General features: G+C 70.2%; 19 protein-coding genes. 18 read left to right on the top strand and 1 reads right to left on the bottom strand.

The genetic code is table 11. The features are described from left to right. The first annotated feature begins 2 nt into the window (after positions 1 to 2). From tssC to CDO81_RS17530, 17 genes are all read left to right on the top strand, one after another. A complete protein-coding gene (gene tssC, locus CDO81_RS17610) occupies positions 3 to 1,496 on the top strand; it encodes a type VI secretion system contractile sheath large subunit (RefSeq protein ID WP_088484538.1) in 1,494 nt (497 codons plus the stop codon). Positions 1,497 to 1,596: 100 nt separating this feature from the next. Further along, positions 1,597 to 2,094 carry an Hcp family type VI secretion system effector gene (locus CDO81_RS17605; protein WP_088484537.1) on the top strand — a complete coding sequence of 166 codons (498 nt, stop codon included), beginning with the start codon at positions 1,597 to 1,599 and terminating at the stop codon, positions 2,092 to 2,094. Between the two features lie 24 nt (positions 2,095 to 2,118). Continuing rightward, positions 2,119 to 2,664, top strand: a complete 546-nt coding sequence (locus CDO81_RS17600) for a hypothetical protein (protein ID WP_088484536.1) — start codon at positions 2,119 to 2,121, stop codon at positions 2,662 to 2,664. After that, positions 2,664 to 3,497, top strand: coding sequence for a hypothetical protein (locus tag CDO81_RS17595; RefSeq protein WP_088484535.1), 834 nt, complete (start codon positions 2,664 to 2,666; stop codon positions 3,495 to 3,497). Before CDO81_RS17600 ends, CDO81_RS17595 begins: the two co-directional genes overlap by 1 nt. 4 nt (positions 3,498 to 3,501) lie before the next feature. Further along, a complete protein-coding gene (locus tag CDO81_RS17590; protein ID WP_088484534.1) occupies positions 3,502 to 4,068 on the top strand; it encodes a double zinc ribbon domain-containing protein in 567 nt (188 codons plus the stop codon). 42 nt (positions 4,069 to 4,110) lie between these two features. Continuing rightward, the gene (locus CDO81_RS17585) at positions 4,111 to 4,929 is read left to right on the top strand and encodes a type VI secretion system accessory protein TagJ (protein WP_088484533.1); all 819 of its coding nucleotides are present in this window, start codon (positions 4,111 to 4,113) and stop codon (positions 4,927 to 4,929) included. Then, on the top strand, positions 4,929 to 5,465 hold the full coding sequence (gene tssE, locus CDO81_RS17580; protein WP_088484532.1) for a type VI secretion system baseplate subunit TssE: 537 nt from the start codon (positions 4,929 to 4,931) through the stop codon (positions 5,463 to 5,465). Before CDO81_RS17585 ends, tssE begins: the two co-directional genes overlap by 1 nt. An 87-nt stretch (positions 5,466 to 5,552) precedes the next feature. After that, on the top strand, positions 5,553 to 7,424 hold the full coding sequence (gene tssF / locus CDO81_RS17575; protein WP_088484531.1) for a type VI secretion system baseplate subunit TssF: 1,872 nt from the start codon (positions 5,553 to 5,555) through the stop codon (positions 7,422 to 7,424). After that, a complete protein-coding gene (gene tssG / locus CDO81_RS17570) occupies positions 7,421 to 8,479 on the top strand; it encodes a type VI secretion system baseplate subunit TssG (RefSeq protein WP_088484530.1) in 1,059 nt (352 codons plus the stop codon). The genes tssF and tssG overlap by 4 nt, the downstream gene beginning before the upstream one ends. A 66-nt stretch (positions 8,480 to 8,545) precedes the next feature. Continuing rightward, positions 8,546 to 11,233: a type VI secretion system ATPase TssH gene (tssH, locus tag CDO81_RS17565; protein WP_088484529.1), complete on the top strand. Its 2,688-nt coding sequence runs from the start codon at positions 8,546 to 8,548 to the stop codon at positions 11,231 to 11,233. A 206-nt stretch (positions 11,234 to 11,439) separates the two neighbouring features. Beyond that, positions 11,440 to 14,292: a type VI secretion system Vgr family protein gene (locus tag CDO81_RS17560; RefSeq protein WP_088484528.1), complete on the top strand. Its 2,853-nt coding sequence runs from the start codon at positions 11,440 to 11,442 to the stop codon at positions 14,290 to 14,292. Beyond that, on the top strand, positions 14,289 to 14,831 hold the full coding sequence (locus CDO81_RS17555) for a DUF4123 domain-containing protein (protein ID WP_088484527.1): 543 nt from the start codon (positions 14,289 to 14,291) through the stop codon (positions 14,829 to 14,831). The genes CDO81_RS17560 and CDO81_RS17555 overlap by 4 nt, the downstream gene beginning before the upstream one ends. After that, positions 14,831 to 16,576, top strand: a complete 1,746-nt coding sequence (locus CDO81_RS17550) for a hypothetical protein (RefSeq protein ID WP_088484526.1) — start codon at positions 14,831 to 14,833, stop codon at positions 16,574 to 16,576. Before CDO81_RS17555 ends, CDO81_RS17550 begins: the two co-directional genes overlap by 1 nt. Then, complete coding sequence (locus CDO81_RS17545) at positions 16,573 to 17,394, top strand: hypothetical protein (protein ID WP_088484525.1); 822 nt, start codon at positions 16,573 to 16,575, stop codon at positions 17,392 to 17,394. Before CDO81_RS17550 ends, CDO81_RS17545 begins: the two co-directional genes overlap by 4 nt. A gap of 25 nt (positions 17,395 to 17,419) precedes the next feature. After that, entirely contained in the window at positions 17,420 to 19,147 is a 1,728-nt protein-coding gene (tagH, locus tag CDO81_RS17540; RefSeq protein ID WP_158218335.1) for a type VI secretion system-associated FHA domain protein TagH, read from the top strand. A 13-nt stretch (positions 19,148 to 19,160) separates the two neighbouring features. After that, a complete protein-coding gene (locus tag CDO81_RS17535) occupies positions 19,161 to 19,907 on the top strand; it encodes a PP2C family protein-serine/threonine phosphatase (protein WP_088484523.1) in 747 nt (248 codons plus the stop codon). Between the two features lie 36 nt (positions 19,908 to 19,943). After that, entirely contained in the window at positions 19,944 to 20,333 is a 390-nt protein-coding gene (locus tag CDO81_RS17530) for a DUF4280 domain-containing protein (RefSeq protein ID WP_088484522.1), read from the top strand. Here CDO81_RS17530 and CDO81_RS17525 read toward each other — a convergent pair. Continuing rightward, the gene (locus CDO81_RS17525; protein ID WP_088484521.1) at positions 20,330 to 20,827 is read right to left on the bottom strand and encodes a GrpB family protein; all 498 of its coding nucleotides are present in this window, start codon (positions 20,825 to 20,827) and stop codon (positions 20,330 to 20,332) included. The genes CDO81_RS17530 and CDO81_RS17525 overlap by 4 nt on opposite strands. Positions 20,828 to 21,001: 174 nt before the next feature. On the opposite strand from CDO81_RS17525, the gene CDO81_RS17520 reads away from it, so the two are divergent. Continuing rightward, a complete protein-coding gene (locus CDO81_RS17520; RefSeq protein ID WP_144397290.1) occupies positions 21,002 to 21,451 on the top strand; it encodes a hypothetical protein in 450 nt (149 codons plus the stop codon). Positions 21,452 to 21,497 lie beyond the last annotated feature (46 nt).

Raw genomic sequence — 21,497 nt, 5'->3', positions numbered from 1 at the left:
AAATGACCCAAGCGGAACAGTCAGCATCGGCCCTGGCGGGCGTGACCTTCGAAGGCAACGACTTCGCGGCCCTGCTCAACAAGGAATTCAAGCCCAAGACCGACGAGGCGCGAGGCGCCGTCGCGCAAGCGGTGCAGACACTGGCGCAGCAGGCCCTGTCCAACACCCAGCTGCTCAGCGACGACGCCGCCAAGACCATCGAGGCCATGATCGCGGCCATCGACCAAAAGCTCACCGAGCAGGTCAACCTGATCATGCATCACGAGGACTTCCAGAAGCTGGAGTCCGCCTGGCGCGGCCTGCACTACCTCGTCAACAACACCGAGACGGATGAGCAGCTCAAGATCCGCGTGCTCAACGTCTCCAAGACCGATCTGGGCAAGACGCTCAAGCGCTACAAGGGCACGGCCTGGGACCAGTCGCCGCTGTTCAAGCGCCTGTACGAAGAGGAATACGGCCAGTTCGGTGGCGAACCCTACGGCTGCCTGGTGGGCGACTACCACTTCGACCACACGCCGCCCGATGTCGAGCTGCTGGGCGAGATGAGCAAGATCGCCGCCGCCGCACATGCGCCCTTCATCACGGGCGCCGCGCCCAGCGTCATGCAGATGGAGAGCTGGCAGGAGCTTGCCAACCCGCGCGACCTGACCAAGATCTTCACCACACCCGAGTACGCCGCCTGGCGCTCCCTGCGTGAAAGCGACGACGCACGCTACCTGGCCCTGTGCATGCCGCGCTTCCTGTCGCGCCTGCCCTATGGCGCCAAGACCAACCCGGTCGACGAGTTCGCGTTCGAGGAAGACACCGAAGGCGCCGACCACAGCAAGTACACCTGGTCCAACGCCGCCTACGCGATGGCCGTGAACATCAACAGCAGCTTCAAGCAGTACGGCTGGTGCTCGCGCATCCGCGGCATCGAGTCGGGCGGCGCGGTCGTCAACCTGCCCACGCACACCTTCCCGACCGACGACGGCGGCGTGGACATGAAGTGCCCGACCGAGATCGCCATCTCGGACCGCCGCGAGGCCGAGCTCTCCAAGAACGGCTTCCTGTCGATGGTGCACCGCAAGAACAGCGACTTCGCGGCCTTCATCAGCGGCCAGTCGCTGCAAAAGCCCGCCGAGTACGACGACCCCGACGCCACCGCCAACGCCGCGCTGGCCGCGCGCCTGCCCTACCTGTTCGCCTGCAACCGCTTCGCGCACTACCTGAAGTGCATCGTGCGGGACAAGGTGGGCTCCTTCAAGTCGCGCGACGCGATGGAGGACTGGCTCAACAGCTGGATCCTGAACTACGTCGACGGCGACCCGATCAACTCCTCCGAAGACACCAAGGCCCGCCGTCCGCTGGCTGCGGCCCAGGTGGAGGTGTCGGAGGTGGAGGGCTCGCCCGGCTACTACCAGTCCAAGTTCTACCTGAAGCCGCACTACCAGCTCGAAGGCCTGACCGTGTCTTTGCGCCTGGTCTCCAAGCTGCCGTCCGAAAAGTCGGCCTGACCCCCTCACCGGTCGGAGGGCCTGCCCGGCGCGGGCGCACGGCAGCCCTCCTCACCTTCAACAAACCCGCGCACTCTGAACCCCCACAGGAGATAGCAACATGGCAGTGAATGCATTCATCACCTTCTTCGACAAAGCCGACGGCGAGTCGCTTCAGAAGGGCAAGGAAAAGTGGATCGAGATCCAGGGCTGGGACTGGGAAGTCGAAGCCGAGTCCAGCTGGACCAAGGGCGGCGGCGCCTCGGTGGGCAAGCCCAACCCCGGCAAGATGAACTGGGAGCACTACTTCGACACCGCCTCCACGGTCATCATGGGCTACATCTGCACGGGCAAGGCCTTCCCCAAGGTCGAGCTGCAGATGATGAAGACCACCGGCTCGGCCACGCCCGAGACCTACTTCACGATGACCATGGAAGGTTGCTACATCACCAAGGTCGCCCAGAACGGCACCGAGGAAGGCAACGTCACGCAGAAGGTCGAGATGGTCTTCAAGACCGTGAAGATCGAATACAAGCCGCAGGACAACAAGACCGGCAAGCTCGGCGCGGCCAAGACCTACAACTGGGACATCCCGGCCGGCACGGCGTCTCCGTCCTGAGTGGCTGCTGCGCGCTGAACGCCCATGAGCCGCTCCAACATCTTCATGCAACTCATCACCGGCGCCGGGCCGGTGGTGGGCGAGGGTCTGCTCGAAGGCTGGGAAGGCTCGGTCGAGCTGATGGAGTTCGGCTGGGGCATGACCGCCCTGAAAGACCCCAAGGCCCGGCCCTCAGGCCTCGCCGGCGTGGCGGCCGCCGCGGCCTCGATGGCGGGCCTGGGCAGCACGGTCACCGTGCAGATGGAGCCGCTGACGTTCAAGAAGCGCTTTGACGTCGGCTCCTCGCAGATGCACTTCTGCCTGGACAACCATCTGCCGGTGGTCAGCGCCACCATCACGGTGCTGCACATCAAGCAGCAGGGCCGGGCCATCCACCAGCCCGGCTTCGTGCTGGCCTGCACGATGGGCTACTTCGCGGAGTGTTCGCTGGAGGTCTCCGACAGCGGGCTGTCCAAGGAAGTGATCGAGACCTGGACCCTCAACTTCAAGAACATCAAGCTGATGTACCTGAAGACCCTGGGCAAGGACAACCTGCCCACGGCCCCCTTCTTCTACCCGATGGCCCTCTGATGTCTTCCTCCACGCACGGCGCCGACATCTACCTCATCCTGCTGCGGCCCACACGGGTGCCGGTGGCGGGTGAGGCTGTCTCCCATCTCTTCCAGGGCCAGGTGCTGCTGGAAAGCCTCAGCTGGAAGCTGCACAACGAAGACGAGAAGCAGCAGAGCGCCGAGAGCGGCAAGGCGGGCGGCGGCCGCCTGATCAAGGGCGACTCGGCGAGCAGCACCGCGCGTGACCTCAAGCAGGCCATCTCGCAGGCGCAGTCCGCGCTCACCCGCGACATGGCGCGCGCCAAATCCGAGTCCGAGCGCAAGACCCTGCAGGACAAGCACGACCGGTGGCTTGAAAAGATGCTCGACGCCGCCGAGCGCAAGATCGAGCAGACCGAGAGCCAGCAGGACGACGACAAGAAGAAGGACGAAAAGGCCAAAAAGGGCAAGACCAAGGACGCCGGTGACCGCAATCCGAGCTTCGAGTTCACCTTCAAGAAGCGGGTGGACATCGCGACCACGCAGATGCTGAACTCCATGAAGGCGGGCGACATCTTTCCCTCCGGCACCCTCACCATCCATCAGCGCTCCACCAACGTGGTGGAAGGCACCTCGCTGGTGTTCACCATCCAGAAGATCCGCCTGACCGACTACAAGCTGGAAGTGGCCGTCACCGACACCATGACCGAGCTGATGGAGGAATGGACCTGCGAGTTCGCCTCCTTGGCCTACGTCTACAAGAACCCGCCGTCGCACTACTCGCACAGCAACGCCGGCCAGGCCGTGGCCAAGAACCTGTCGCAGGGCACGACCCGCGCCTTCACGATGAAGAACATCGGCTCCCCGATCTGACGCCATGGCCCTCACCAACTACCGCGACGTCAGCACCTCGATGAGCGATGTGTCGGCCGGCTTCCAGTTCGAGTTCTATTGCGAGAAGTGCGGCGAAGCCTCGCGGTCGGCCTTCAAGCCCTACCGCAAGGGCCAGATCACCGGCTGGCTGAGCCGCTTCGCCTTCATGTTCTACGACCTCAACAAGGCCAGCCGCGCCACTGGCGCCTTTGCCGAGGCCGGCGCCGGCGAGGCCAAGCGCGAGGCCCTGGCCGAAGCCATGGCCCTGGCCGCGCCGCTCTTTGAGAAATGCACCGGCTGCCGCAAGTGGGTGGGCCGCGAATGCTGGAACAGCAGCGCCGGCACCTGCCGGGACTGCGCCGCCCGCAGCGCGCAAGATGCCCCGGCCGCCGGTGCGGGCGCGAGCGCGACGACCGCTGCCTGCCCCAACTGCCAGACCCCCAGCACCGGTGGCCGCTTCTGCCATGAATGCGGCTTCGACATGGCCAGCACCCACAAGAGCTGCCCCGCTTGCGGCATCACCCTGCCGCGCCAGGCGCGCTTCTGCACCGACTGCGGGCATGGGTTCTGAATCCCGACCAGGCCACAGAGGCCCGAGCCACGAACGACTGACATGACACCCCAACAAGCCGCTGAAGAAGCCGTCCGCGCGGGCGACCCGCGCACCGCGCTCGCCCGGCTGACCGAAGCCGTACGCGCCCAGCCCGCCGATGCCAGGCTGCGCACCTTCCTGGCCCAGCTGCTGAGCGTGCTGGGCCAGTGGGAACGCGCCCACACCCAGCTCAATGTCGTGGCCGATCTCGACAAGCTCGCCATCCCGATGCGTGAGACCGTCGGCCATGCCATCCGCTGCGAGCTGCTGCGCGCGGAGGTGTTCGCCGGCCGGCGCACACCGGTGGTGTTCGGCCAGCCGCAGGCCTGGGTGGCCCAGCTCATCGAATCGCTGCGCCAGCAGGGCGACGGCCAGCCCGAACTCGCCGCTGACCTGGCCGCCAAGGCCTTCGACGCGGCGCCCGCCTGCCCCGGCCAGATCGACGGCCAGGCCTTCGAATGGCTGGCTGACGCCGACTCCCGCCTCGGCCCGGTGCTGGAGACCTGCCTCAACGGCCACTACACCTGGGTGCCCTTCCATCACCTGAGCCAGATCCGCTTCGACCCGCCGGAAGACCTGCGCGACTGCGTCTGGATGCCCGCCCAGCTGAGCTTCACCAACGGCGGCAGCAGCGTGGCCCTGGTGCCCACCCGCTACCCCGGCTCGGAGGCGAGCGAGGACGGCCTCATCAACCTCGCGCGCAAGACCGAGTGGCAGCCCCTGCCGGGTGACGACCGCTACGCCGGCCTCGGCCAGCGCGTGCTGGTGAGCGACCTCGGCGACCACGACCTGATGGCCGTGCGCGAGATCCGCTTCGACACGCCCACGGCGAGCACCTGATGGCCGCCTATGGCGCGCAGGACCGGCTCCAGCCCTCGCTGCTGGACCGCCTGACCGACCACGAACCGGCCTCGCGCGTCGAGCCGCTGGAGGCCCGCGTGCTGAGCCGGCGCCAGTTGCGCGAGGCGGTGCTGCGCGACCTGTCCTGGCTGTTCAATGCGGTCTGCGAGGAGCCCGACATCGGCAACCGCAGCGACCCCGAACGCACCGCCCTCTGGAAGAGCGTGCCCCACGCCGCCGACTCGGTGCTGAACTTCGGCATCCTGCCCCTGACCGGGCAGACGATGAGCATCCACAACTTCCCCCTCATCGAGGCCCAGCTGCGCCAGGCCATCGTGCGCTTCGAGCCGCGGCTGGATGCCGCCAGCGTCGAGGTGCGCATCACCAACGACCTCAGCACCGGCCTGCGCCCGACCAGCCTGCGCATCACCATCAAGGGCCAGCTCTGGAACCAGCCCGTGCCGCTGGAGCTGCTGCTCAGTGCCGACGTGGACGTGGACACCGGCCAGGCCGCCGTGCGCGACCTGCGCGCCTGAGCACCGCGGGTCTCGCCGCCCGCCGGGAACCGAACGCCCGGCCCCGTCACTCACCGACGGGTGCCTGACGCCCGACCCTGAGCGCCCATGGACCCTCGCCTGCTTCGCTACTACAACCAGGAACTCCGCTACCTCCGCGAGATGGGCGGCGAGTTCGCCCGCGAGTTCCCCAAGATCGCCGGCCGGCTGGGCATGGAAGGCCTGGAAGTGGCCGACCCCTACGTCGAGCGCCTGCTCGAAGGCAGTGCGTTCCTTGCGGCCCGCGTGCAGCTCAAGCAGGACGCCGAGTTCCCGCAGCTCGCGCAGACCTTGCTCGACATGGTCTGCCCCAACCTCGGCGCGCCGATGCCGTCGATGCTGGTCGCGCAGCTGGAGCCGGGCAACGACCCCAACCTGCTCTCCGGCTACACCCTGCCCCGCGGCAGCGCGCTGCTCGGCGCTCGCACGCCGCTGGGCCCGACGCGCTGCGAGTTCCGCACCGCCCAGCCCGTCACGCTGACGCCGGTCAAGGTCACGCAGGTCGACTACTTTCTGAGCGCCACCGACGTCAACTTCAACGGCCTGCCCCTGCGCGAGCGCCCCCGCAGCGCGGTGCGCGTGAAGCTGGAGCTGCCCGCGGGCATGAGCTTCGCCCGGCTGCCGCTGGACAGCCTGCGCTTCTTCATGGGCGGCCTGCAGGACGTGGCCATGAAGCTGCATGAACTGGCCACCTGCCGCTGTGTCGGCGTGCTCGCCGGCCCCGGCGGCAAGGACGCCAGCGCCCAACGCCAGTTCCTGCCGGCCAGCCGTGTGCGCCAGGTGGGCCTGGCCGATGACGAGGCCATGCTGCCCGTCACGCTGCGCGGTCTCTCCGGCACACGGCTGATGCAGGAGTACTTCGCCTTCCCGCAGCGCTTCCTGTTCCTGGACATTGCCGGGCTGCGACCGCATTTTGCGGCCTGCGCAGGCAACAGTTTCGAGCTGGTGCTGTTGTTCGACCGCTATGAGGCGAGCCTGGAAGGCGGCGGCGAGCCCGCCAACTTCAGCCTGAACTGCGTACCGGCCATCAACCTGTTCGAACGCCGCGCCGAACGCATCGCGGTGGACGACAGCAGCACCGCCTTCCAGGTCATCCCCGACCGCCTCGCCGGCAACGACTTCGAGGTGTTTGACGTCGCCGCCGTGACCGGCTTCTCGACCAACAGCGAGGAGCTGCAGTTCCTGCCGCTGTTCGACGTGCCGCATGCCGACCCGGCCGGCGCCACCGGCTACTTCAGCCTGCTGCGCGAGCCGCGTCTGGCCGGGGACCGCAGCCGCCGCGAGGGGCCGCGCTCGGCCTATGTGGGGCACGAGGTGTTCCTGTCGCTGGTGGACCTGCAACGCGCGCCCTACCGCACCGAGCTGCGCCAGCTCGGCGCGCGGCTGCGCTGCACCAACCGCGACCTGCCGCTGTTCATGCCCACCGGGCGGGACCACGGCGGCCTGACCCTGGAGGCCCGCGCGCCGGTCGCCCATGTCGGCATCGTCGCCGGTCCGTCACGCCCCCGCGGTGCCTCTCGCGAGGGGCCGCTCGCCTGGCGGCTGCTGTCGCTGCTGTCGCTCAACTACCTGTCGCTGGTGGATGAAGACGCCGAGCGCGGCGCGCTGGCCCTGCGCGAGCTGGTCGGCCTGTTCGGCCACGGCGCCGAGCCGGGTTTGCTGCGTCAGGTGGAAGGCCTGCGCTCGGTCAGCGCACGGCCGGTGGTGCGCCGCCACCCGGCGCCCGGCCCGATCGCGTTCGGCCGCGGGCTGGAGGTGCAGCTGACGGTCGACGAACTCGCCTTCCAGGGCGGCAGCGCCGCGCTGCTGGGCGCCGTGCTGCACCACTATTTCAGCCGGCATGTCTCGATGAACAGCTTCGTGCAGACGGCCCTGGTCTCGCACACCCGCGGTGAGCTCAAGCGCTGGCAACCGCTGCCGGGCGCCCGCGCCCTGCTATGACGCCCGAGCCGACGCCCGACATCTTCCAGGCGCTGACCGAGCGCCCGGGTCGCTTCGATCTCTTCCAGGCGCTTCGCCGCATCGAGGCCGCGCATCCGGCGCAACCGCGCCTGGGTGAATCGCTGCGCCCCGGCGACGAGCCGGTGCGCTTCGCCAGCGAACCCGCACTGAACTTCGCGCCCACCGCCATCACCCGGCTGGCGACCAACGAGCACGGGCCGCCACGCCTGGTGCAGCGGGTGCTGAGCCTGTTCGGCCCCAATGGCGCCCTGCCCACCCACCTGACCGAGTACGCCCGCGAGCGGGCCATGCACCATGGCGACCGCACCTTCGCCGCGTTCGCCGACCTGCTGCTGCACCGCTTCGGCCTGCTGTTCTACCGCGCCTGGGCGCGAACCCGTCCGGTCGTCGGCATGGACCGGGGGCGCGACGCGCCCATCGTGCGCCAGATGGGCGCCCTCGTCGGCCTGTCCGAGCCGGCCCTGCGGGAACGCGATGCGCTGGGCGACTTCTCCAAGCTCTACTTCGCCGGCCGCCTCGCCCGCTCCGCCCGCGATGCCGATGGCCTGCAGAGCTGGATCAGCCTGCGCTTCAAGGTGCCCGCGCTGGTGCAGCAATTCAGCGGCCACTGGATGGCACTGGAGACCGAGGAGCGCACGCGGCTCCTGCGGCACGACGGCATCGGACTGGGCCGCGGTGCCGTGCTGGGCCGCCAGGTGTGGGATGTGCAGCACAAGTTCCGCATCGAGATCGGGCCGCTGGGATGGCATGAGTTCCAGGCCTTCCTGCCGTCGGGGCCCCAGTTGCCGGCGCTGCAGGCGCTGGTGCGCCAGTACGTCGGCCACGAGTTCGCCTGGGACCTGCGGCTGCGCCTGAAGCCCACCGAGGTGCCCGCCTGGCCGCTCGGGCGACAGCCGGGCGTGGGCCAACTGGGGCGCAGCGCCTGGCTCAACAGCCCGCGGCCGCGCAAGCGCGCCGACCAGCTGCTGATGAACGTGGAGAGCATCTGCCGGGCCCCGCTGGGCCCCTCGCTCGCGCCGGCTCACCAGCACTAGACGGCGCGCTGACGCCCTGCGGAACCGAACGGCGCCCTCGGTCACTCAGCACCGAGGAGAACGCACATGACCGACATCAGCCGCCAGGCACTCTTTGGCAAGCTCAACCCGCTGGCCTACAAATCCATCGAGGGTGCCACCGTCTTCTGCAAGCTGCGGGGCAATCCCTATGTGGAGCTGGTGCACTGGATCACCCAGCTGCTGGAAAACAATGCCTCGGACGTGGCTGCCATCGTGCGCCACTACGGGCTGGACGCCGCCGCACTCGCCCGCGACGTGACCACCGCGCTGGACCGCCTGCCCCGGGGCTCGACGGCCATCAGCGACTTCTCCGAGCACATCACGCACGCCATCCAGCAGGGCTGGGTCTATGCCACGCTGATGTACGGCGACGCCCAGGTGCGCAGCGGCCACCTGCTGCTGGCCTGCCTGAGCACGCCGTCGCTGCGCAATGCGCTGCTGGGCATCTCGCGCCAGTTCGAGAAGATCAAGGCCGACGACCTCGCCGACCAGTTGCCCGTCCTCGTGGGCAAGACGGGCGAGGCTGGCCTGGGCGCAACCGATGGCAGCGCATTGGGCAGCGGCCAGCCGGGCGAGGACAGCGGCGCCATGGCCCCGGCCGCCATGGGCCGCCAGGAGGCGCTGAAGAAGTTCACCGTCGACCTGACCGAGAAGGCCCGCAAGGGCGAGATCGACCCGGTGACCGGCCGCGACGACGAAATCCGACAGATCGTCGACATCCTGATGCGCCGCCGCCAGAACAACCCGCTGCTCACCGGCGAGGCCGGCGTGGGCAAGACGGCGGTAGTCGAGGGCTTCGCGCTGCGCCTGGCGCGGGGTGACGTGCCACCGCCGATGCAGGGCGTGACGCTGCTGTCACTGGACATCGGCCTGCTGCAGGCCGGCGCCTCCATGAAGGGCGAGTTCGAGCAGCGCCTGCGCCAGGTCATCGACGAGGTGCAGCAAAGCCCCACGCCCATCATCCTGTTCATCGACGAGATCCACACCCTGGTGGGCGCCGGTGGCGCGGCGGGCACGGGCGACGCGGCCAACCTGCTCAAGCCGGCCCTGGCCCGCGGCAACCTGCGCACCGTGGGCGCCACGACCTGGGCCGAGTACAAGAAGTACATCGAGAAAGACCCGGCGCTCACCCGCCGCTTCCAGACCGTGCAGGTCGAGGAGCCCGACGAGAAGAAGGCGGTGCTGATGCTGCGCGGCGTGGCCACGGTGCTCGAGAAGCACCACCAGGTGCAACTGCTGGACGAGGCCATCGAGGCCGCCGTGAAGCTGTCGCACCGCTACATCCCCGCGCGCCAGCTGCCCGACAAGGCGGTCAGCCTGCTCGACACCGCCTGCGCGCGCGTGGCGGTCAGCCAGCACGCGATGCCGGCCGAGGTGGAGGATTGCCAGCGCCGCATCGAGTCGCTGGAGATCGAGCAGGGCATCATCGCCCGCGAGGCCCAGGTGGGCGTGGCCATCGGCGAGCGGGGCACGGCGGTCGGCGACAAGCTCGCCGCCGAGCGCCAGCGCCTGGCCACCTTGTACACCCGCTGGGCGCAGGAGAAGGACCTCGTCGCCCGCATCCTGGTCCTGCGGGCCCAGCTGCGCAGCCCCGTCGACGGCCAGAGCCAGCCGGTGGATGAAGCCACCTCCACCCAACCCGACCGCGAGGCCCTGCTGGCCGACATGCATGCCGCACAGGCGCAGCTCGCCGAGCTGCAGGGCGACGCGCCGCTGATCCTGCCCTCGGTCGATGCCCAGGCCGTGGCCAGCGTCGTAGCCGACTGGACCGGCATCCCCGTGGGCCGCATGGTCAAGAACGAGCTGGAAGCCGTGCTGCGCCTGGGCGCAACGCTCGGCCAGCGCGTCATCGGCCAGCAGCACGGCCTGGACATGATCGCGCGCCGCATCCAGACCTCGCGCGCCCGCCTGGACAACCCCAACAAGCCCATCGGCGTGTTCATGCTGTGCGGCACCTCCGGCGTGGGCAAGACCGAGACCGCGCTGGCCCTGGCCGAGGCGCTGTACGGCGGCGAGCAGAACGTCATCACCATCAACATGAGCGAGTACCAGGAGTCGCACACCGTCTCCACGCTCAAGGGCGCACCGCCCGGCTACGTGGGCTACGGCGAAGGCGGCGTGCTGACCGAGGCGGTGCGCCGCCGGCCCTACAGCGTCGTGCTGCTGGACGAGGTGGAGAAGGCCCACCCGGATGTGCACGAGCTGTTCTTCCAGGTCTTCGACAAGGGCTGGATGGAAGACGGCGAGGGCCGCCTCATCGACTTCAAGAACACCATCATCCTGCTGACCAGCAACGTGGGCTCGGAGCTGATCATGAACATGTGCCGCGACCCCGAGCTGCTGCCCGATCCCGAGTCGCTGGCCACGGCGCTGACCGCGCCGCTGCAGAAGGTGTTCCCGCCGGCCCTGCTGGGTCGCATCGTGACCATCCCCTACTACCCGCTGAGCGACGACATGCTGGCGCGCATCGTGCGCCTGCAGCTCGACCGCATCGTGCGCCGTGTGGCCGAGAACCACCGCATCCCGTTCGAGTACAGCGACGCGGCGGTGGATCTCATCGTCAAGCGCTGCAACAACGCCGAAAGCGGCGGCCGCATCATCGACGCCATCCTCACCAACACGGTGCTGCCGCGCGTCTCGATCGAGTACCTGTCTCGCACCGCCTCGGGCCAGCCGCTGCAGCGCGTGGCCCTGGGCGTGACAGACGGCGACTTCAGCTACGCCTTCGAGTGACGCCCCGCCGGGCGGCGCCGTGATGCCCGCCCGCGCCACCGGCCGGCCAGGGAACCAAACCGGCAAGGCCCCCACTCAGGATCGAGGCCGCACCGCCAGGTCGGCTCCTGACGCGACTTCGGACGATCCACCATGGCCCACCGCAGACCCCTTTGCGCCCCCGCCCTCCTGACGCCTGTGCCGACCGCGCGGCCGGGGGGCGCGCGATGAGCGCCGTGCTGGGCGGCATCCCGCGTGCCCTGTCCTTCTCGTACAACGGCGACGACGACAAGCTGCTGGTGCTGCGGCTGGAAGGCAAGGAGCAGCTCGGCACCCTGCCCGAGTGGCACGTCGACCTCGTCGGCAACGTCAACTTGGTGGGCGCCCGCGATGACCTCCTGCTGGACGACCTCGTCGGCGAGCAGGTCACCGTGACGATTGCGCACGGCACCGAGCGCCACATCAATGCCTACGTCACCGAGGCCCAGCGCGGCGAGCGGCGCGGGCGCTTCAATGCCTACCGCGTGACCTTGCGGCCATGGCTGTGGTTTGCCACGCGCAACCGCAACTGCCGCGTGTTCCAGGAGGAAGGTCAGACCGTCGAGCAGATCGTCAGTGCGGTGCTCGAAGACTACGACGCACCCTTCGAGTTCAACCTGTCGCAGTCGCATGCGGTGCTGGAGTACTGCGTCCAGTACAACGAGTCCGACTTCGACTTCATCAGCCGCCTGCTCGAAGAGGCCGGCATCTACTACTTCTTCGAGCACACCAGCAGCAACCACAAGTTGATGATGGTCGACGGCATGGCCGGCCACGCCGCCAAGCCTGGCGACCCGGTCATCCATTGGTCCAACAAGCTCGATGCCAAGAAGGCGAGCATGGTGGAGTGGCACGCCTCGCAGGAGGTCACGGCCGCGAAGGCCACCGTGCGTGACTTCGACTACCTCGCCAGCGCAGACCCGGTGGAGGGCGACACCCCCGAGGGCGATGCGCTGCCGCTGGGCTCGGGCGAGCTCTATGAGTTCGGCAGCCGCGTGGTGCGCAACCAGCGCGACACCGAAGCCGAGGACATCAGCGATGCGCTCTCGCGCGTGGCCCAGGTGCGGCTGGAAGAGCAGCAGGCGCTCAAGAAGGTCTACACCGGCACCACCAACTGCAATGACCTGAAGGTGGGCGACACCTTCGACCTGTCCGGCGCGCCACGCGATGACGACGAGGCGACCTATCTCGTCGTCAGCATGAACCTGAGCGCCGAGTTCGCCGACCACGAGGCCATCGAGGAGATCGCCGCCTCGCAAGGCCGCCGCGACGGCGTGCTGGCCACCGTGATGTGCATCCGAACCGACGGGCTGGACTACCGCCCCGGCCGCCGCACCCCGCGGCCCGTGATGTACGGCCCTCAGACGGCCACGGTGGTGGGCGCCTCGGGCAATGAGGTCGAGACGGATGCGCAGGGCCGCATCAAGGTGCAGTTCCATTGGGACCGTCAAGGCACCAAGGACGAGAACAGCTCCTGCTTCGTGCGCGTGTCCCAACCCTGGGCCGGCAAGGGCATGGGCCTGTGGATGCTGCCCCGCGTCGGTCACGAGGTGGTCGTCAGCTTCATCGGCGGCGACCCTGACCGCCCGCTCATCACCGGTTCGGTCCACAACGACGCCAACACGCCCATCTATCCGCTGCCCGGGCACGCCGACATCAGCGGCTGGCGCACCCATTCGACCAAGGAGGGCCCCGAAGACGCCCGCCACGAACTGCGCTTTGACGACAAGAAGGACAGCGAGTACGTCTGGCTGCAGTCGCAGAAGGACTTTCGCCGCCATGTGAAGGCCGACGCCTTCGACTGGATCGAGCAGAACGAGAACCGCAAGGTCAAGCTCACGCGCCAGGAGGTGGTGGGCGAGAACTGGCTCATGTACGTGGGTCAGGACGTCAAGCACGACCTCGGCAAGGACCTGCACACCAAGGTCGCCGGCGACATCTTCACGACTGGCGCCGCCACCTGGCAGGTGCAACTGGAGAGCGACTTCAGCGCCAAGATCGGCGCTGACCTGAGCTACGACGTGACCGGCAAGACCGCGCTCAAGTCCGGCGGCGACATCGCGCTGCAGACCGAGGGCGTGGCCAGCCTCAAGACCGGCGGCAAGCTGGTGGCGGAGTCCGCCGACAAGCTGTCGCTCAAGGCGGCCGCCGACCTGCTGCTGCAGGGCGCCAACATCAGCGCCAAGAGCAACGGCGAGATCGTGCTGGAGGCGAGCCAGGGCCTCAAGATCGTCTGCGGCTCGTCCGTCATCACGCTCAGCGCCAGCGGCATCACCATCGACGGCGCCCAGGTCAAGGTCAATTGCGGCGGCGGGGGCGGCTCGGCCGGCGCCGCTGAAGCCGCGGCAGACGCCGAGCCCAAGGCGCCGGAGGAAGCACAGAACACGGCGCTGCTGACGCCCGACCAGGCCGACGACTACGACGCCCTCTTCGCCGACCCGCTGGCCGACGAAGACGCCGGCTGCGCGACCGCCAGCTCCACCCCGGCCGGCGAGGACATGCTGGAGGAGCCGTCAGGCCTGCGCGCGGGCGCGCTGGCGGCGGGCGCCACCCTGCTGGCGGCGGCCGGCGCGGCGGCCATGGCCGTGGCCTCGGGCGCGAGCTTCGCCTCCGGCGGCGACGACGACGAGGACGAGGCCAGCGACGACGGCGACGCCGCGCGCGAGCAGGCCCTGGCTGACTCCGAGGCCGCCGAGCGAGCCGCCCGTGAGGCCGAAGCCCGGGCGGAGGCCGAGACCCCACGCCAGACCGCCGAACAAGCCCTGGCGGCCGCCGAGGCCGCCTACGAAGCCGCGAAGGCCGCCGAGGCCGCCGCCATCACCGACGACGAGCGCAAGACGGCCGCCGAGGTGCTGGCCGTGGCTGAAGCCGCCTATGAAGCCGCCAAGCGCGCCGAGGCCGAGGCCAACCCGCCCGGCGAGACGGCCGAGGCCGTGCAGGCCGCGTCCGACGCGGCCTATGCCGCCGCCAAACAGGCCGAAGCCGATGCCGCCCCGCCAGCCGAGCCCCCGGCTGGCGATGACCGCGGAGGCGCCGCTTGAGTGCAGCGCCGCTCGCCTCCGCGCAGATCCGCTCGGCCCTGTGGTTGACCACCGGCGCACGGGTGCATGCCGTCATCGACGGCAGCGTGGTGCCGGGCCTGCCGGCACGGCTGCGCGAGGCCCGCTGCGGGGGCTGGGACTGCCTGCAGCGCGGTGCCCTCACGCCCGCTGCCGCCGAGACGGCCGCCTACATCGTGGAGCTGAAACCCGAGGCCGACTTCACCGCCTGGCTGCTGGGTGAAGCCTGCACCGATCTGGCCGGCTGGGGCGTGCTCATGACCAGCCTGCGGCCGCTGCTCGCCATGCGCGAACACAGCCGCCGCCTTGCCGAAATGTGTGGCCCCGACGGCCGGCGGCGCGCCTGGCGCTGGTGGGATGCCGACCTGCTGGCCGAGCTGCTGCCGCGGCTGGCGCCGTCGCAGCTGGATACCTTCTTTGCGCCGGGTCAGCACGTCGTGAGCCCGGCGCCTGGGCGCTGGACGTGGTGGCAACGCCGCGACGGGCTGCTGCACACCCAGGTGCGCGAGCGGGTGGCCTGATGCTGCAACTCACCGCCGAACAGCTTGACCACGTGGAAGCCCTGCAGGCCCGGCGCAACGCGCAATCGCTGCAGCAGGTGCTGGCCGAAGCCTGGCCCGACGTCGCGCGGCAGTTGCAGGGTCGCTGGCCGGCCTTCGTCGAGGTGGCACTGGCACGCGGTCGCGCGCTGGGCCTGCGCAGCGTGGCCGACCTGGCCCGCTATGCCTCGCTGTGCTGCCTGTGGGGCGCCAGCTTCGAGACGCGGCCGCGCTTCGAATGGGCCGCCGCGCTCGCCGCCGACGGCGCCCTGAGCCCCACGCTGCGCCTGCACCAGCTGACCCACGGCTCGCGCGAAGAGGTGGTGCGCCGCGCCGCGCGCGCGGCCCCCGGCGCAGAGGTGTTGACACCCGCAGCCTTCGACAAGGCCCTGGCCACACTGGAGGCGGCTCTCGGGCGCGTGGCGCGGGGCCGCAGCATCTTCCTGGACCGCCCGCCCCTGCCCCGCCCCCAGGCTTGCGACCTCGCTGCCGTCCGCTTCGCCGTGACCGAGCCCAAGGGCCTGCAGGCCTACCGATGGCAGGACGGCCGCTGGATGCGCACCGAGCTGCCCCCCTGGGCGCCCGCGCCTCAGACGCTGACCGTGCCGCCGGAGGACCAACTCGCGATGCCCGTGCTGAGCCGTGCCGCCGGCGCGGGCGCCAGCGCCCGCCTGCAGCTGGCGGTGCAATCGCAGGCCCGCTGCGGCGATGCCCACCCCGAGGTCGTGCACGCCAGCCACACCGGCCGCCTGGCCTGGCGAGGTGCCGACACCGCACGCCTGAGCCTCTCCCTGCACGCCCGCCCCACGCCGCCACCCGACCCGCGCCGCGGGCCTGCCGGCCTGGGTCACGGTGAGCCGGCCGACGGGCAGACGATCGACATCGCCAGCTGCGGCATCCGCGATGCCGGCGCGCCCCTGGGCCGGCTGACGCTCGGCCTGCAGGTGCATGCGGCCACCCAGCGCCTGCTGGAGGTGCGCCACGGCGCCAGCGCGCCGCGCCACTGGCCGCTGGCCGCCGAGCCCGCGGCCCAAGCCGCCGCCACCACCGCCTGCCAGCTCGAAGCCGACGGGCAGCCCGAGCCCGCGCCCGGCTGGCTGCAGGCCTGGCAATCACTGCAACCCCAGGCCGCCGACGGGCTGGAGCAGCTCTTCAATGCCTGGTCGCGCCAGATGGCGGGCAGCTCCGGCGAGATGACGGCCGAGCTGTCGCCGCTGGTCGGTCAGGCCGGTGCCACCTGGGGCTGGCAGCGCGAGGCCGACGGCCAGGTGGCCCTGCGGGTGCAGGCGGCACTGGACTTCACCGCCCTGGTGCTGGACCTGCACCTGCGCGGCGAGATCGACTGGGACGGCAGCCGGGCGCGCATCAGCCTGCGCGTGCAAGGCCGGCACGACTGGCGCCAGCAGCTCGACCTGCGCGGCCCCGAGGGCCTGGCCGACGTGCGCCTGGCCTGGACCGACCGCGTCGCGCTCAGCGTCGAGGCCATCGCCACCGGCGAGCCCGCCCTGCTGTCGGCCGGCGCGCTGGCGGACGACCTGCGCGGCGCCCTCGTCGGCAGCTGCGGTCTGCGGCCACGCCCGGATGGCCTGGGCTACCAGTGGTTCTACCGCCTCGCCGTGGAGCCGGTGCACGTGTGCCTGTGGCGCCACTGCCCGGTAAGCGGCCTGCAACGCCAGCGGCGTGAGCTGCTGCCCGCCCTCACCCTCATCGACTGGACGGCCGGATGATGGATCGCCTGATGTGCCTGCAGGTGCAAACCAGCGGCGAGCCGGTGGAGGTGCACGTCAACGGCGTGCCCGTGCTCGCCCTGCCGGCCGGCGTGGGCAGCCGCTCGGTCACCGTGCACGAGTACCTGCACAACGGCAACAACCGCATCAGCCTCGTGGTGGCGCCACCGCCGCTGGCGCAGGCCGTCGCGCAGCCGGACGCACCCGCGCAGCCGCGCATGGCGGCCCGCGCCGCGCAGGCACGGGCGCGGCTGGTGTTGCTGCGCCAGGGCAAGAGCCTGGCCGACGACGCCGTGCGGGTGCTGGCCGAGGTGGTCTGGGCCGTGGAGGAAGGCAGCAGCTTCCAGGCCCCGACGGTCGTGCATGAAGACCTCCAACTGCCGGTGGCGTTTCCGCGCTGGCGCTGGCTGGATGCGCCGCCGGTCCAGCCCTCGCCGCAGGACCGCCTGGCCGTGTTGGCCGCGCTGCAGCGCATCGCCTTCGACCTGGGCCGCGGCCACCCCGACAGCCTGCTGGCCGCCTGCCGGCTGCGGCTGGAGGAGCTCGACCATGCCTACCAACGCCCCGCCGGCCACGGTGCCGCCGCGTTGCGCGCGCTGATCCAGCAGCGCTGGCAGGACGGCGCGCTCGCCACCCTCGCCCCGCCCAGCGCCGAGACTCTGCTGCTGCGCCGCGTCGCCGAGGGCCGGCTGCTGGAATGCCTGGACCCGCTGGGCGCGCCCGCACTGTCCACCCGCAACGACGACCAGGCCCTGGGCAACATCGCCTGGCCCTTGCGACTCACGCTCATAGAAGGCAATGTGTATGTCCTCCGATGACGTGCCCCCGCAGACACTACGGCCCATGATCCGCCTCACCGTCTTCTCCTTCAACGGGCTGCCGCCGAGCCAGCCGCTGTCCGCACAGTTCGACGAACTCGGCGGCGACATCGGCCGCGCCGACACCAACCAGCTCGTGCTGCCCGACCCCGAGCGCACCATCTCGCGCGTGCATGCCCGCGTGCTGTTCCGCGCCAACAGCGGCTACGGCATCGTCGACCAGGGCAGCAACGCGATCAGCGTCAACGGCATCCAGCTCGGCAAGGGCCGCGAGGCCGGCATCCAGCCGGGCGACCGCATCCAGATCGGCGGCTACGTGCTGCTGGTCGAGGCCGCCGCGCCCACGGGCACCACCACCAGCGACCCGTTTGCCGACTTCTTCGGCCTGGCGCCTGCCACGCAGCCGAGCATCCGGCGCGACCGGGCCGGGGCCGACCCGCTCGGGCTGTACGGCGGCACCGCCTCGCGCCTGCCCACGCCGGGCGGCGCCGCGTCGGCTTCACCGGCCCAGCGCCCTGCTCCCATGCCTGCCGCGCCGGCCCCGGCCCCGCTGGCCGGCGGCATCCCGGACGACTGGGACCCCTTCGCGCCCCCACCGCCCAAGTCGGATGCGCCGGCTGCCGCACCCTCCGCTGGCGCGCGCGCGCTGGGTCTGGACCTCGGCGCCGGTGCGCCCGCGCCGCTCATCCCCGACCTGCCGGGCGCGCCAGCCAGCGGCGGCGGCGAATCGCTCGACGCGCTCTTCGGCCTGGGCGCCGGGGCGCCACCGCCGGGCAACCCACTGGCCCATTCGCTGCTCGGCGAGGCCATCGCCCAGCCCAACATGGCAGGCCATGCCGACCCGCTGCAAGCGCTGGCCATGCTGCCGGCGGCCGCTGGTGCTGCGCTGCCCGACACCACGTCGGAGCTGCACCGGCCCTTCCTGCCGCCGGTCACACCACCGCCCGCGTCGCCGCTGAATGCCCTCGACCCCGCGGGCACGCTGTCCGGCGCCGTGATGTCCTGGAACGAGGGCGCCGGCGAAGGCCGCACCATCATCCGCGCCGGCCGCAAGCCCGACGCGGCCGCAGCGCCCGCGCCCGTGACGCCGCCCGCCCCCGCCGCGGCGCCGGTGAGCACGCCCGCCGCGCCCACCGCCCAGGCCGCCGCATCGACCGACACCGACGCCCTGCTCGCCGCCTTCCGCGAGGGCCTGGGCATGCCGCATCTCCCCGCCGGCGGCCTCACGCCCGAGTTCATGCGGCTGCTGGGCCAGCTCATCCACGAATCGGCCCGCGGCACGGTCGACCTGCTGGTGGCCCGGGCCGCCCTGAAGCGCGAGGTGCGGGCCGAGGCCACCATGATCGTGGCGCGTGAGAACAACCCGCTGAAGTTCTCGCCCAGTGCCGAGGTCGCGCTGGGCCACCTGCTCGGCCCCGCGGTGCGCGGCTTCATCGAACCCCAGCGCGCGATGCGCGATGCTTTCGACGACCTGCGCGCCCACCAGCTCGCCTTCCTGGCCGGCATGCGCGCGGCGCTGGAGGGTCTGCTGCAACGCTTCGACCCCGCCTCGCTGGAGGCGCGCCTCACGCAGAAATCGGTGCTCTCCAGTCTGCTGCCGGCAGCGCGCAAGGCCCAGCTGTGGTCGGTCTTCCAGCAGGAGTACCAGCAGATCGCCGGCGAGCTGTCCGACGACTTCCACCAGGTCTTCGGGCGCGAGTTCCTGCGCGCCTACGAGGCCCAGCTCGATTCACTCCAAACCCCTGAACGCTGACCCGAGGCCCCCCGTGCAGATCGAGCTCGCACTGATGTCGGAACAAGGCGGCCGCCAGGTCAACGAGGACGCCTGCGGCCACTGGCATTCCGAGCGCTACCTGTGCTGCGTGCTGGCCGACGGCGCGGGCGGGCACGGCGGGGGCGACGTGGCCTCCAAGCTCGCGGTGAGCCACGCGCTGCAAAGTTATGCCACGCGCCCGGCCCACGACCCGCAGGCGCTGCGCGACCTGCTGCGCGACACCAACGAGGCCGTGCTCGCCCAGCGCGCGACCACGCCGCAGCTGCGCCACATGCACTCGACCGTGGTACTGCTGTCCATCGACCTGCAAGATCGCAGCGCGCTGTGGGGCCACTGCGGCGACTCGCGCCTGTACGCCTTCCGCCAGGGACGCCTGGCCACCCGCACCCGCGACCACAGCCTGGTGCAGTCCCTCATCGACGGCGGCCTGCTCGACGAAGCCGGCGCGCGGGTACACCCCAAGCGCAGCGAGCTCTACTCAGCGCTCGGCGCGCAGGGCGACGACCTGCACTTCAGCGTGCAGCCCGAACCCTGGCCGCTGGCCGGCGGCGATGCACTGATGCTCTGCACCGATGGCCTGTGGGAGTGGCTGCCCGACGAGGAGATCACGGCCGCCCTCGCTTTCGCGACCGACCCTCAGGCCTGGCTCAACGACCTCGGCCTGCGCGTGCGTCTGGCCGCGGCTGACAAGCCCAACCACGACAACTACACCGCCCTGGCCCTGTGGCTGGGCGACTGAGCCTCACGCTCTTCACCGCTGACCAGGAGCACGTCCATGCCTCAACACGTCTGCACCGGTGCCGCCATGACCTGCAGCTTCGGCGTCGCGCCGAGCACGCTGAACGTGCTGCCCAAGAACAAGATGATGACCAGCAACATGGCCGCGGCCAACATCATGGACAACGTGCCCATGGTCAACATCCCGCCCTTCGGCATGTGCAACAGCCCCAGCAACCCCACCGTTGCCGCCGCCACCGCCGCCGCCCTCGGCGTGCTGACCCCCATGCCCTGCGTGCCCGTCTTCCCCGGCCCCTGGAAGCCCGGCACCCCCACCTTCATGCTGGCCAACCAGCCGGTGCTGAACAACACCTCCACGCTGAACTGCGCCTACGGCGGCGTGGTGACCTTCACCAACCCGGGGCAGATGACGGAGATGACCCCTTAGGGGGCGCGCTCTTGCGACTTGGTTTCACGGAGGACTCTCTCAATGAAACCCGACTTTGCTGCGCGGTACTCCGTGGCGGAGAGGTGCGCGGCACTCCGCTTGATTTGGTTGTACTCGTCGACAAGCGCAGGGCAGGCCAGCAAAGCATCTCGGAAGACAAGGAACATCTCGAACGGCGAACCGCGCGCCACCAGTTGAACCGCATGCGCTTCGTCCGGGTAGTGCCATTCGAGCATGCAGAGATGCTCATTGCGCAGCGTATCCAGCTTCTCGGCATAGCCATGACCCCTCAGGATGCTGATCGATGTCGCATGGTCTGATGGGGCGACCGAGACATAGATGTCCAGGTCGCCTTTTGACACAGCCCCTGGTATTGCTGAAGAGCCAATATGCTCCACCACTGCATTCGGCAACAGCCGCTGTATCTGGGCGCGAGCCAACGCAAACCGCGACGCGATGACAGGTTGATATTCGGTGGGCTGTAGCAGATGCATGGCCTGAGGCGGAAGAAGACCCGGCAGCGGCGCAACGGACCGGTGTTGGGCGGCAGTGGCTCCATCACGGCAAAGCACCGTCACCAGAATACTTGCATCTGAAGGCCTACACCCGACGACGCGCCTGCAATAGCGGCCGCAGTCTCGGCTGTCGTTCTCGTTGCTCAGACCCCCATGACGAATTCATCCGCTCCGAATGACGCCATCCCACGGTCAGCCTGGCTGGCTGTCGCCGTAGGCAGCCTCACGGCCCTGGGGTTGAAGACGGTGTTGCCGGTCGTCGTGCTGTTCCTGACGCGCGGGATCGCGCTGGGCACGGACAGCCCCGGCCTGTGGCTGGAGCATGCGGACGACGCCTCGCACCCCGTCTGGCTGGCGCTGCAGGCGGCCATCGCGCTCGGTGCAGGACTCGGGGGTGCGCTGGCAGCGCAACTGGCGCCGCGGCGGTCCTGGGCGGTGCCGGTCGCCCTCGTCGGGTTGAGCCTGCTGTTCACGGCTTTCGAGCAGTTTCCCCGACCGATGAACCCCATGGTCGCGACCGTGTGGGCGGGCGGCCCTTGCCTGGGTGTGCTCGCCGGTTGGTGGCTGAACCACCGGCGCGGCGGGGACCGCGGCCCTGGCTGAAGGGCGGGTCAAGACCCGCCCTCCCAAGGTCGTGCACACCCTCTCT

The organism is Roseateles puraquae, assembly GCF_002205845.1.
Lineage (GTDB): Bacteria > Pseudomonadota > Gammaproteobacteria > Burkholderiales > Burkholderiaceae_C > Pelomonas > Pelomonas puraquae.
Note: the sequence above shows the minus strand (reverse complement) of the source record. Positions and strands in the feature narration are given on the sequence as shown.

Coding starts and splice junctions, on each gene's coding strand:
- CDO81_RS17560 (WP_088484528.1), top strand. CDS start 11,440: ATGAGCGCCGTGCTGGGCGGCATCCCGCGTGCCCTGTCCTTCTCGTAC.
- CDO81_RS17590 (WP_088484534.1), top strand. CDS start 3,502: ATGGCCCTCACCAACTACCGCGACGTCAGCACCTCGATGAGCGATGTG.
- CDO81_RS17530 (WP_088484522.1), top strand. CDS start 19,944: ATGCCTCAACACGTCTGCACCGGTGCCGCCATGACCTGCAGCTTCGGC.
- tagH (WP_158218335.1), top strand. CDS start 17,420: ATGATCCGCCTCACCGTCTTCTCCTTCAACGGGCTGCCGCCGAGCCAG.
- CDO81_RS17545 (WP_088484525.1), top strand. CDS start 16,573: ATGATGGATCGCCTGATGTGCCTGCAGGTGCAAACCAGCGGCGAGCCG.
- CDO81_RS17525 (WP_088484521.1), bottom strand. CDS start 20,827: ATGCATCTGCTACAGCCCACCGAATATCAACCTGTCATCGCGTCGCGG.
- CDO81_RS17600 (WP_088484536.1), top strand. CDS start 2,119: ATGAGCCGCTCCAACATCTTCATGCAACTCATCACCGGCGCCGGGCCG.
- tssE (WP_088484532.1), top strand. CDS start 4,929: ATGGCCGCCTATGGCGCGCAGGACCGGCTCCAGCCCTCGCTGCTGGAC.
- CDO81_RS17550 (WP_088484526.1), top strand. CDS start 14,831: ATGCTGCAACTCACCGCCGAACAGCTTGACCACGTGGAAGCCCTGCAG.
- tssH (WP_088484529.1), top strand. CDS start 8,546: ATGACCGACATCAGCCGCCAGGCACTCTTTGGCAAGCTCAACCCGCTG.
- CDO81_RS17595 (WP_088484535.1), top strand. CDS start 2,664: ATGTCTTCCTCCACGCACGGCGCCGACATCTACCTCATCCTGCTGCGG.
- CDO81_RS17520 (WP_144397290.1), top strand. CDS start 21,002: ATGACGAATTCATCCGCTCCGAATGACGCCATCCCACGGTCAGCCTGG.
- tssF (WP_088484531.1), top strand. CDS start 5,553: ATGGACCCTCGCCTGCTTCGCTACTACAACCAGGAACTCCGCTACCTC.
- tssG (WP_088484530.1), top strand. CDS start 7,421: ATGACGCCCGAGCCGACGCCCGACATCTTCCAGGCGCTGACCGAGCGC.
- tssC (WP_088484538.1), top strand. CDS start 3: ATGACCCAAGCGGAACAGTCAGCATCGGCCCTGGCGGGCGTGACCTTC.
- CDO81_RS17585 (WP_088484533.1), top strand. CDS start 4,111: ATGACACCCCAACAAGCCGCTGAAGAAGCCGTCCGCGCGGGCGACCCG.
- CDO81_RS17605 (WP_088484537.1), top strand. CDS start 1,597: ATGGCAGTGAATGCATTCATCACCTTCTTCGACAAAGCCGACGGCGAG.